Source organism: Ligilactobacillus sp. LYQ135 (assembly GCF_053711055.1).
In genome coordinates this window covers 59,904-71,114 of the sequence record NZ_JBSJYT010000009.1, presented here as the reverse complement: position 1 = coordinate 71,114, position 11,211 = coordinate 59,904, and the positions used below count along the sequence as shown (strand labels likewise).

The following is an 11,211-nucleotide window of genomic DNA, read 5'->3' as shown; positions in this document are numbered from 1 at the left end:
TGAAAAGAGAGATGTTTTATGGTTATGAAAGCCAATATAAAAATACTGATGAATTAATTCGAGCAATCCATCAGTACATTTATTACTATAATAATGAAAGAATTAAGGTAAAATTAAAAGGACTAAGTTCTGTTCAATACAGAACTCAATCCCTAACTGCTTAATTTAATAAAGTGTTCAACTTTTGGGGTTCACTTCACAAATATCATTGCTCTTTATTTTTGTGAATTTAAGGTTCGATAATATGCCAACGATTCAATTGTTAATCTAAGATGTTGACAAAGTTCATCATCAGTAAGAGTTTGATTTTTGTTAATAAAATCTAAAACCGCACTTTGATAAAGTTTAGATGGTTTTAATTCAATATCAATTTTACCCTGATCTTTTTTTAAAACTTTATGTAATCCAGCTAAACTTAAAGCAGGTTGAGCAAGGTTAATTTTTTCTTTAAGAAAAAGACTTTTGGATTGTTGCAGCTGCTCATATTTTTGATGGAAGTGGTTAAATTGATTCAAAAAATCTTTTTCAGTTGGATTCCAATTTTCAACAGTAAGAACTTTATAAAAACTGGGTTCGATAATTTCTGTAATAGTGTAATAGTGGGACAACAACAATAAAGTTAGTCGAGTATAAAATGATAATTGAAAATCTTTCAAATATAATTCAATATTTTGGGTCCAATCCGTCAATTTTTGAGAAGAATTGTTTTTAGTCAATCCTTTAAGCGAAAGAGTAGGTAACGAAGTAATTAGTTGATTTTGAAAAAGAAAGATAAAATATTTGTTTAAATGAGTCAGAATTTTGTTATATGTTGAATTTTTAATATTTTTTTGAATTTGTAAAAATCCAAGATATTCCTTAACATCTAACTCTGATAAATTTAATACAGAAGGGTTATTAATATAGTTTGAGTTTTTTTGACGAAGATATTTAAAAAAGCGTTCAACATCATTAACTAAGTCATTGATAGTAGAATCAGCTAAAAATAATTCTGATGCTAAGTAATTAGTAAATCTTTCTTGATAAGGAAAAGACATCGGGAATTCCTCCAATAATAAAATGTTACTTTAACTATCAAAGTATATCAAAAAAGAAGGCATGGTTCAATCATACCTTCTTAATGTTTATTTTTCGGGTTCATAGGTAAAACCTTCACCAATTACTTCGTTAACATCAACAATGGAGACAAATGCCCGTTTATCAAATTTTGCGATAATTCGTTTAACTTCTGTAATTTCGCTTTGACTAACTACGCAATATAAAGCTTTTCCTTGACGTCGTGAAAAAGCACCTTCAGTTTGAAGATAGGTAACTCCGCGATTCATAGTAGCGATAATTTCATTTGAAATTTCTTCAGGATGTTGAGTCATGATAATAATTCCACGAGCGGAGTATCCGCCATCTTGAACAAAGTTAATTACTCTTGAAAGAACAAAAGAAGCAACTAGAGTATACATCATCCGACGTAAATCAACATATGTGAGTGAGGCAGTTAACACAATCACATCAAGTGCGAACAATGATTGTCCCATAGCTGATCCTTTTTTCTTTTCTAGAATTCGTGCAATAATATCAGTTCCACCTGTAGTTCCATTGAACCGATAAGTTATTCCTAAACCGCAACCAGCAATAATCCCAGTTAAAATTGCAGCGATGAATAAATCATGGTGAAGATTCAAGTTAACGGGAACAACTTGCCATACTTGAATCCAAAATGAAAGACTGAATGTACCATAGATTGTATAGATCAAAGATTGTCGTCCTAAATAACGATAACCAATAATTAAAAGGGGAATATTGATTAAAACTGTAGAAACTGCAGGGTTAACACCAGCTAAAAATTTTAAAATCAAAGTAACCCCAGCAATTCCACCAGCAGCAAAACGATTAGTCATATTGATAGTAACGAATGCAAATGCATATATTCCTGTGCCAATTGTAATCATTAAAAAATCAAGAAAACGAAGTCGTTCATCTTTTTTTACAGCCATAATTTGCCTCCAATCAAAATAAAATATCTTTTTCTAGATTACCAAATATCTTTGAAAAGTGCTACCATTGCGAATTGAAAATTATGAAAAATTTATAGTTAATTTTCATTGAGTGAAAATTTTGTTTAATTAATAGATAGTCATTATTACATTTGATAAAATAAACGTTAGAAATAAATTGTGAGATGATAAAATGAAAATTACAAAATTTCCAGAAGAATTTAAAAAAGCTAAGCCAGTTTTAGAAGCTATTCAAAATGCAGGATTTGAAGCTTATTTTGTTGGTGGTTGTGTACGAGATACATTGTTAGAATTACCTTTACATGATGTTGATATTGCTAGTAGTGCATACCCAGCAGAAATTAAGAGTATTTTTAAAAGAACTGTAGATACTGGAATTGAACATGGCACAGTTATGGTTCTAGATCATGGTGAAGGGTATGAAGTAACGACTTTCAGAACGGAGTCAACTTATCAAGATTTTAGAAGACCTGATCATGTTACTTTTGTGCGCTCATTAGCAGAAGATTTAAAAAGACGCGACTTAACCATTAACGCACTAGCAATGGATGTAAATGGGAATATAGTTGATTTATTTAATGGGTTGGAAGACTTAAAAAATCATATTATTCGTGCAGTTGGAGATCCACACGAAAGATATCATGAAGATGCTTTAAGAATGATGCGAAGCATTCGCTTTATGAGTCAACTGGATTTTAAAATTGAAAAAAATACAGAAAAAGCCATTCAGGATAATGCTCCTTTGCTGGAAAAAATTGCAGTTGAACGAATCCACGTTGAATGGATAAAGTTGCTTTTAGGACACAATCCACAAAATGCAATTAAAACATTTATTGAAACAAACTTATACAAGTATTGTCCAGATTTTGATCAATATGGTTCTGGACTTGAAAAAATTAGTGAGATTAATGATTTACATTTAAATTCTGAAGTAGAGTGTTGGATTTTGATGGGACATGAGTTTGGATTAACACCACTTGAAACTACTAAGTTAATGCGACGTTGGAAGACTTCAAAAGAGTTAATTAATCAAGTTGAAATTGGCCAAATTGCACTTGAATCAACGCAAGATTTTACTAATCCGCAACTCTTATTTGATACAGGACTTGATTTAATATTAGCAGCTAATCATGTTGCCAAGCTACTTAAGCAAACGGATATTTCAGATCAAGAAATTAAAAAATATTATGAGGCTTTGCCAATTAAATCAACTAGTGAAATAGCTATTACTGGAACAGATTTAATTAAAGAATTAGAAATTAAACCAGGACCTAAAATTGGGAAGATTTTAGAAACTGTAAAAGAACAAATTTTAAATGGAAATTTACAAAATCAACGGACAAAATTATTAGATTTTGTGAAAACAAATTTTGATTAGGAAGCGAAAAGATGCAAACTTTACGAATTGAACATCTAACCAAAACATATGGCGAAAAAACATTATTTGAAGATGCTAATTTTATTATCAATGAACATGATCGAATCGGTTTAATTGGAACAAATGGTTCAGGGAAAACAACGTTATTAAATGCACTTACTGGTCTTGATCCGGCTGATTCAGGAAAGTTAATTAAACCAAATGACTATCGGATTGGATATTTAACTCAACTTCCAGAATTTGATGAAAATAAAACGATTATGGATGCAATTTTTGAAGGGGCCTCACCAATATTTCAAACTATTCGTGAATATGAAAATGCATTATCGAAATATAGTGAAAATCCTGAAAATGAAAAGTTACAAAAACGTTATGATGATGCTGAAAAGAAAATGAATCAAGAAGATGCTTGGAATGCTGACAGTGAAGTCAAAACCATTTTAACGCAGTTACAAATTAAGGATTTAACGCAAAAGATTAAGACACTTTCAGGTGGACAAAAGAAACGCGTTGGTTTAGCACAAGTTTTGATTCAAGCACCAGATTTGTTAATTTTAGATGAGCCTACTAATCATCTAGATTTTGATTCTATTGAATGGTTAGAAAAATATCTATCGAATTATAAAGGTGCATTGTTAGTTGTGACTCATGATCGTTATTTTTTAGATCAAGTTGCAACTAAAATCATGGAATTATCATTTGGAAAACTTTACTCTTATGAAGGAAATTATGAGGATTATGTTGCTCAAAAAGCCGAGCGAATTGAACGCGAACTAACTCAAGAGCATAAGCAACAGCAATTATATAAAAAAGAATTGGCTTGGATACGGACCGGAGCAAAAGCACGTACAACTAAACAACAAGCCCGCATAAATCATTTTCATGATCTTGAAAAAAGTGTTAATAACAAGGTTAAGGTGGACCAAAATGTTCAAATCAATTTAGGGTCACAGCGTCTTGGAAAAAAAGTATTGCAATTAGAAAATGCTTCTAAAAAAGTTGGTAGTCATCTAATTCTTAATCATTTTAATATGATGATTAATGCAGGTGATCGAATTGGAATTACTGGACTAAATGGTGCCGGGAAATCTACATTATTAAATATTTTAGCAGGAAAAGTAGCTTTAGATGAAGGTAAGCTAATTACGGGTGAAACCGTCAAATTAGCATATTACCAACAACAAACTGAACCGATTCCAGAAGATAAAAGAGTCATTAACTACTTAAATGAAGTGGGACAAAGCGTTGTTAATAAAAATGGTGAACGTGTTAGTACAACACAGTTGCTAGAACAATTTTTATTTCCAAGATTTATGCATGGAACTTTAATTCGCAAACTATCAGGTGGGGAAAAAAGACGGCTATATTTATTAAAATTGCTAATTCAACAACCTAATGTATTATTACTAGATGAACCTACTAATGATTTAGACATAGGCACTTTAACAGTTCTTGAAGATTATTTAGATAATTTTGATGGTACTGTAATAACGGTATCACATGATCGTTATTTTCTAGATAAAGTTGCTGATCAATTATATATTTTTGATGGTAATGCTCAAATCGAGCGCTATTCAGGATTACTTACAGATTATTTGAAAAAGTCTATTGGTAATCAAGCAAAAGTTACTGAAAATAAAAAAGAAAAGTCCAAACAAGAAAATAAAAAAAGTGTTTCAAAAACTAAGAAAAAATTAACCTATGCTCAAAGATTAGAATATGAAACACTTGAAAAACAAATTGATGAATTAGATAATAAAAGACAAGAATTGCAAAATGAAATGGAAGCTACATTGGGCACAGATTATGCTAAATTAGGTGATTTACAACGTGAAATCGATCAAATCGATGAAGAATCAATGAAAAAAATGGAACGTTGGGAAGAACTTGATCAAATTGCAAATCAAAATTAGTAAGGAGTATTGATTATGACAGAAATTGTTGAAGGACCATATTTACAATTAATTAAGGACATCTTAGATCATGGACATATTAAGGATGATCGAACGGGAACAGGAACTAAAAGTTTATTTGGTTATCAAATGCGTTTTGATTTAAGTCAAGGATTTCCGCTACTAACAACTAAAAAAGTTGCTTTTAATAGAATTAAAAGTGAACTTCTTTGGTTTTTAAGAGGAGACACTAATATTCAATTTCTTTTACAACATAAAAATCATATTTGGGATGAATGGGCTTTTAAAAATTGGGTGCAAAGTGATGAATATCATGGTCCAGATATGACAAACTTTGGATTACGCTCACAAGAAGATCCCGAATTTAACAAATTATATCGTGAAGAAAAAAAGAAATTTTGCCAACGAATTGTAAATGATGATGAGTTTGCTAAAAAATATGGCAATTTAGGTGATGTTTATGGTGCTCAATGGCGTCACTGGAAAACAAGTAAAGGAAAAACAATTGATCAAATTAAAAATGTCATTGAACAAATTAAGACTAATCCTAATTCTCGGCGTTTAATTGTGACTGCATGGAATCCAGAAGATGTTCCTACAAGTGCATTACCACCATGCCATGTCCTTTTTCAATTTTATGTGGTTGATGGTAAATTGAGCTGTCAACTTTACCAACGAAGTGCAGATACTTTTTTAGGAGTTCCATTTAATATTGCCAGTTATGCGATGTTAACGCATTTAATTGCACGTGAAACCAACTTAGAAGTTGGTGAATTTGTGCATACATTAGGTGATGCGCATATTTATAAGAATCACTTTGATCAAGTAAAAGAACAATTAAAGCGCACGCCAGTAGAAGCACCTACACTTTGGTTAAATCCAGAAAAGAAACATATTGAAGATTTTGAAATGGAAGACATTAAAGTACTAGACTATAATCCAGCACCTGCAATTAAAGCACCTGTAGCAGTTTAAAGAGGAGTAAGCAATGTTAGCATATATTTGGGCAGAAGATGAAAATCAAAATATTGGAGTAAATGGGCACTTACCATGGCATTTACCTGCCGATTTAAAGCATTTTAAAGAAGAAACATTAAACCATCCAATGATAATGGGAAAAAAAACATTTATGAGTTTGCCAGGAATTTTACCGCAAAGACATCATGTTGTTTTAACACATTCAAAGTTAGATGTTGATCAATCAAAGGTGACCGTAGTACATTCAAAAAAAGATTTAGATCAATGGATAGGTCAACAAGATCCATGTCAATTAATTTTTATAATTGGTGGTGCAACATTATTTGAAATGTACAAAGATGAGGTCGATTATTTGTATCGTACAACTATTCATCAACAGTATGATGCTGATACGAAAATGCCATTAATTAATTATGAAAATTTTGAAATCATTAGTTACCAACAGTTTGAACAACAAAAACCATCCTTTGAATTTATTACGTATAAAAGAATATAATTGTAATGTGCAATTTATGGCTGTTTTGGTGATTGCAACGTTGATTGTCTTTTAGATAATTGTATTGTGCAATTAATATTAAAGAGGTTTTGTTACATTGAAAAAAGTAATCGAAAGTCTAGGAGTAATTCTTGCGATTATTGCGCTAATACTAGGTATTTTAAATTTTCGCAAAGAAAGTACTCAAAATTCTAAAAAAGAGATTCATACACAGAAAATATCTTTAGTTGGTTTAGGTGACTCGCTTACTTATGGAGAACAAGATCCAACTAAAAAAGGTGGGTATGTGTATTTAATCAAGGAAAAATTGCAAAAAAATTATTATGTAAAGGTTTCAACTACTAATTATGGAAAGACTGGTGATCGGACTGATCAAATTCAAAGTCGGTTAAAAAATAGTAGTGAGATGCAGCAAAAAATTAAAGATGCCAATGTAATTACAATGACATTTGGTGGCAATGATTTAATGCAAGTGCTACAAAATAATTTTGAAAGTGTCTTTACTAATAATTTATCGCAAATTATACCAAGAGAAGAAAAAAGATATGAAGAAAGAGTTAATTCTTTAATTAAAACGGTACGTAAATATAATTCCAGTGCACCTATTTTTGTAATTAGTGTATATAATCCGTTTTATGTATATTTTCCAACAGTTACAGATTTACAAAAATATACGGATCAATGGGTTGAAGATACGCAAAAGACAGTTTCTAAGGATAAAAAGGTGTATTTTGTAAATGTTAATGAACGACTTTCACAAGGACAATATTTAGGAAAAAATCAAGATAAATTAAAGGAAGAAAGTCAATTAAATTTAGAAAAATTATCAAGTAGTGAAGTTGAAAAAACTTTAAATAATGATAAAGAAAAGAATAATTATCTATCATCTAATGATCATTTTCATCCTAACTTAAAGGGATACCAATATATGGCTGATCAACTTTATAAAGTAATGATGCAACATAAATCACAATGGTTAAATCCTCAAACGACAAAGAAGTGAAATAATGAAAACAATAAATGAGAAAAAACATAATCCATGGAAATGGGCTTTTATAATTTTAGTATTGGTAATTTTAGGTTTTAGTCTTTGGATTACATATAAAGTTTCTGTTCCAAGCACGTCACAAGCAAAAGTTGAACAAAATACAACTAAAGTAAATGCAAAAGATTATTCAACTATAAAAATGACCATGAATAAAGCAGATTTTAGTTCAGCAATTAATTATTTGCTACAAAAAGCACAAAAAAATAGTGGCATTGAATATAAGTTTCTAATTAATGATTCTTCCGCAATTTTAATGGGAACTACTAGTGTTTTAGGAAAAAAGGTTACTTTCTCAGCGAACACTAAACCATCTTTGAATTCTGATGGAAATATTGTGCTTAAAATTAATTCAATTGGAGTTGGTTCTTTAAATGCTCCTCCAGCTTTTATATTGAATTATGTTAAAAAGAATTATAATTTAAAAGGGATTGTGCAAATTAATTCAAAGAAAAAACAGATCACATTGCGCTTGGACAAATTGACTGCTAAAAATGATTTAAAAATAAAAGCACAAGAGCTCGATTTAAAAAATAATAAAATTCAATTTGATGTTTTAATTCCAAGTAATCAGTAGGAGAATAAAATGTATCGACAAAGTTTTTATCGTTTTTTAATGACTTTACGAAATCCTAATAAACATGATGAAATAACTCAATTTGCAAATGATGCTTTTTTTGATCAAGGATTTCCTAAACAATCAACTTCATATCACGAAGTTTCAGCATATTTAGAAATGAATGCCTCATACTTGCCATCAATGAGTGTTTTTGATGAGATATGGCAACAATATTCAGAGAAAATGGCTTAAGGAAGTGTAGTAATGACAACAATTCAATGGTATCCAGGACATATGGCGAAAGCTGTCCGCCTAGTAAAAGAAAATCTTAAATTAGTAGATGTTGCTTTGGAATTGGTTGATGCTCGTTTACCAGAATCATCACGTAATCCACAATTAGAGGAAATTTTACAAAATAAAACTACTATTCGAGTTTTAACAAAAGCGGACTTGGCAGATCCTAAATTAACAAGTACATGGGTTAAATATTATGAAGAAAATGGACAACCAGCGATTGCAATTAATAGTAACCAAGGATCTTTAAAAGCAATTGAAAATAAAATTAAAGAAGTTATGGCAGATACATTAACAAAGCGCAAAGAAAAAGGAATCATTAATCAACGGATTAAAATTATGTGCTTAGGAATTCCTAATGTTGGTAAATCAACATTATTAAATCATTTAGTGAAGAAAAATGTTGCCCAAACTGGAAATAAACCAGGAGTAACTAAATCACAACAATGGTTAAAAGCAGGTAAAACTCTTCAGTTACTAGATACTCCAGGAATTTTATGGCCTAAATTTGAAGATCCGTTAGTAGGTAAAAAATTAGCTTTAACAGGAGCAATTAAGGATACTTTGTATGCTAAAGATGATGTTGCGTTATATGCATTAGAATATTTTGTTGAAAATCATCCGCAAGCTTTAATTGAACGATATCATTTAACAGAAGATAAATTGCAAGATACAACTGTAAACTTACTACTTAACTTGACACAAAAAATGGGCTTTAAAGATGATTATGAACGTGCAAGTGAACGGTTAATTTTTGAAGTACGGAAAGGTAAGTTAGGACGATTTACATTAGATTCATTGCCAAATGAAAATGAGGAATGATTTATGAAAATCAATGAAATTAGACAAAAATTAAATGATAATCCTAGTATAGAATTTGTAAAAGAGCTTGAAAATGATCAACGTAAAGGTGTTCAAGTAGCAGTACAGCAATTTTATAAACGACAAATGAAGATTAAGAAGCAACATATTGAATTTGAAAAACGTTTTCACTTTGAAAAAGAATTTTGGGATCAAGGAATCGATTTAGTTGCAGGAATTGATGAAGTTGGAAGAGGTCCATTAGCGGGACCAGTAGTTTCTGCTGCGGTAATTTTACCACATGATTTTGATTTAGTAGAGGTAAATGACTCAAAACAATTATCAAATAAAAAGCGGAAAATCTTATACCCATTAATTTTAGAAAAAGCAGTTGCAGTAGGAATAGGTGTTGCTGATAATAAATTAATTGATGAAATTAATATTTATCAAGCAACAAAAGTTGCGATGAAAGAAGCGCTTTTAAATTTAAATACACTTCCACAACAATTGATTATTGATGCTATGGAAATTGATACTAGTATTCCTCAATTAAAATTAATTAAGGGTGATGCTAAATCTATTTCAGTTTCAGCGGCAAGTATTGTTGCAAAAGAATATCGGGATAATTTAATGATTGAATATGATAAAAAATATCCAGGATATGATTTTGCCAATAATGTTGGTTATGGTACAAAAAAACATTTAGAAGGGCTTAAAACTTTAGGCGTAACTCCAATTCATCGAAAAACTTTTGAACCAGTAGCAAAATTTTACTAAAAAATTCCTTTAACAACGTATTTATATAGTGAGGCAAATATTGTTGTTAAAGGAGTTTTTTTATGGAAATTAAAGAATATTTATTGAACTTACATGTATGTCCAGGAATTGGAGTTGCTAGTGAGCATCGTATTTTGAATTTTATTCAGCAAACCGGATTATTTCCAAATAAAAATGATTTGTCTGAAATCTTAAAATTACAAACCACTAAAGCTAGTCAAATTATTTATAACTTAAATTCAAAACAGAATTTTAAATTAGTTCAAGATACGTTAAAAATTGCTAAAGCAGTAACATTGATAGATGACAATTATCCGCAAAAATTAAAAGAAACTTATCATCCACCGCTTGTAATGTTTTATCAAGGTAATTTAACGCTGGCTGAAAATAAAATTCTTGCAGTAGTAGGAGCACGTCAAAATAGTCAATATGCTAACTTAGTATTACAAACACTACTTCCGCAAATTGTTTCTCAAAATATTGTAACTGTGAGTGGATTAGCACAAGGTGTCGATAGTATTTGTCACCGAATTACACTGGCTAATGCAGGTAAAACAATTGGAGTAATTGGAACCGGACTAGACTTTCATTACCCTAAGTGTAATTTTGAGTTACAAGAATATTTAGGAGCAAATCACTTAGTCCTTACTGAATATCCTGTGAGTCAAGGACCTAAGAAGCACCATTTCCCAATGCGTAATAGAATTATTGCGGGACTTTGTGATTCATTGCTAGTAGTTGAGGCTAAAAAAAGAAGTGGAAGTTTAATTACTGCAAATTTAGCACTTGAAGAAAATCGTAATGTTTTAGCGGTTCCAGGAAGAATCGATCATTCTTTATCGGCTGGATGCAATCAATTAATTAGTGAAGGTGCAAAGATGATTTTATCAAGTGCAGATATTATGGAAGAATTTAGATGACTTGACAAATAGAATAATTTTGTCCTAACATGAAAATC

Annotated in this window: 13 protein-coding genes; 11 read left to right on the top strand and 2 right to left on the bottom strand. The window is 30.5% G+C overall.

Going from position 1 to position 11,211, the window contains the following annotated elements; translation table 11 throughout:
• On the top strand, nucleotides 1-164 hold a 164-nt coding region (locus tag ACWCL1_RS07665), incomplete at its 5' end, for an IS3 family transposase (protein WP_454546322.1).
• 51 nt (nucleotides 165-215) lie between these two features.
• Here ACWCL1_RS07665 and ACWCL1_RS07660 read toward each other — a convergent pair.
• Complete coding sequence (locus ACWCL1_RS07660) at nucleotides 216-1,037, bottom strand: site-specific integrase (RefSeq protein ID WP_454546319.1); 822 nt, start codon at nucleotides 1,035-1,037, stop codon at nucleotides 216-218.
• An 87-nt stretch (nucleotides 1,038-1,124) separates the two neighbouring features.
• Complete coding sequence (locus ACWCL1_RS07655; protein ID WP_454546318.1) at nucleotides 1,125-1,991, bottom strand: YitT family protein; 867 nt, start codon at nucleotides 1,989-1,991, stop codon at nucleotides 1,125-1,127.
• 193 nt (nucleotides 1,992-2,184) lie between these two features.
• Here ACWCL1_RS07655 and ACWCL1_RS07650 point away from each other — a divergent pair, with 193 nt between their 5' ends.
• The 10 genes from ACWCL1_RS07650 to dprA all read left to right on the top strand — a co-directional run bounded on the left by ACWCL1_RS07650 (nucleotide 2,185) and on the right by dprA (nucleotide 11,173).
• Nucleotides 2,185-3,390: a CCA tRNA nucleotidyltransferase gene (locus ACWCL1_RS07650; RefSeq protein WP_454546317.1), complete on the top strand. Its 1,206-nt coding sequence runs from the start codon at nucleotides 2,185-2,187 to the stop codon at nucleotides 3,388-3,390.
• 11 nt (nucleotides 3,391-3,401) lie between these two features.
• Nucleotides 3,402-5,303, top strand: coding sequence for an ABC-F family ATP-binding cassette domain-containing protein (locus tag ACWCL1_RS07645; RefSeq protein WP_454546316.1), 1,902 nt, complete (start codon nucleotides 3,402-3,404; stop codon nucleotides 5,301-5,303).
• 15 nt (nucleotides 5,304-5,318) lie between these two features.
• A complete protein-coding gene (locus ACWCL1_RS07640; protein WP_454546315.1) occupies nucleotides 5,319-6,278 on the top strand; it encodes a thymidylate synthase in 960 nt (319 codons plus the stop codon).
• Nucleotides 6,279-6,291: 13 nt separating this feature from the next.
• On the top strand, nucleotides 6,292-6,777 hold the full coding sequence (locus ACWCL1_RS07635; protein WP_454546314.1) for a dihydrofolate reductase: 486 nt from the start codon (nucleotides 6,292-6,294) through the stop codon (nucleotides 6,775-6,777).
• 97 nt (nucleotides 6,778-6,874) lie between these two features.
• Nucleotides 6,875-7,780 (top strand): SGNH/GDSL hydrolase family protein, encoded by a 906-nt coding sequence (locus ACWCL1_RS07630; protein WP_454546313.1) that lies wholly within the window; start codon nucleotides 6,875-6,877, stop codon nucleotides 7,778-7,780.
• 4 nt (nucleotides 7,781-7,784) lie between these two features.
• The gene (locus ACWCL1_RS07625; protein WP_454546312.1) at nucleotides 7,785-8,399 is read left to right on the top strand and encodes a YpmS family protein; all 615 of its coding nucleotides are present in this window, start codon (nucleotides 7,785-7,787) and stop codon (nucleotides 8,397-8,399) included.
• 9 nt (nucleotides 8,400-8,408) lie between these two features.
• On the top strand, nucleotides 8,409-8,633 hold the full coding sequence (locus ACWCL1_RS07620; RefSeq protein ID WP_454546311.1) for a YozE family protein: 225 nt from the start codon (nucleotides 8,409-8,411) through the stop codon (nucleotides 8,631-8,633).
• A gap of 12 nt (nucleotides 8,634-8,645) precedes the next feature.
• On the top strand, nucleotides 8,646-9,497 hold the full coding sequence (gene ylqF / locus ACWCL1_RS07615; RefSeq protein ID WP_454546310.1) for a ribosome biogenesis GTPase YlqF: 852 nt from the start codon (nucleotides 8,646-8,648) through the stop codon (nucleotides 9,495-9,497).
• A gap of 3 nt (nucleotides 9,498-9,500) precedes the next feature.
• Complete coding sequence (locus ACWCL1_RS07610; protein WP_454546309.1) at nucleotides 9,501-10,253, top strand: ribonuclease HII; 753 nt, start codon at nucleotides 9,501-9,503, stop codon at nucleotides 10,251-10,253.
• A 62-nt stretch (nucleotides 10,254-10,315) separates the two neighbouring features.
• The gene (gene dprA / locus ACWCL1_RS07605) at nucleotides 10,316-11,173 is read left to right on the top strand and encodes a DNA-processing protein DprA (protein ID WP_454546308.1); all 858 of its coding nucleotides are present in this window, start codon (nucleotides 10,316-10,318) and stop codon (nucleotides 11,171-11,173) included.
• Nucleotides 11,174-11,211: the final 38 nt, after the last annotated feature.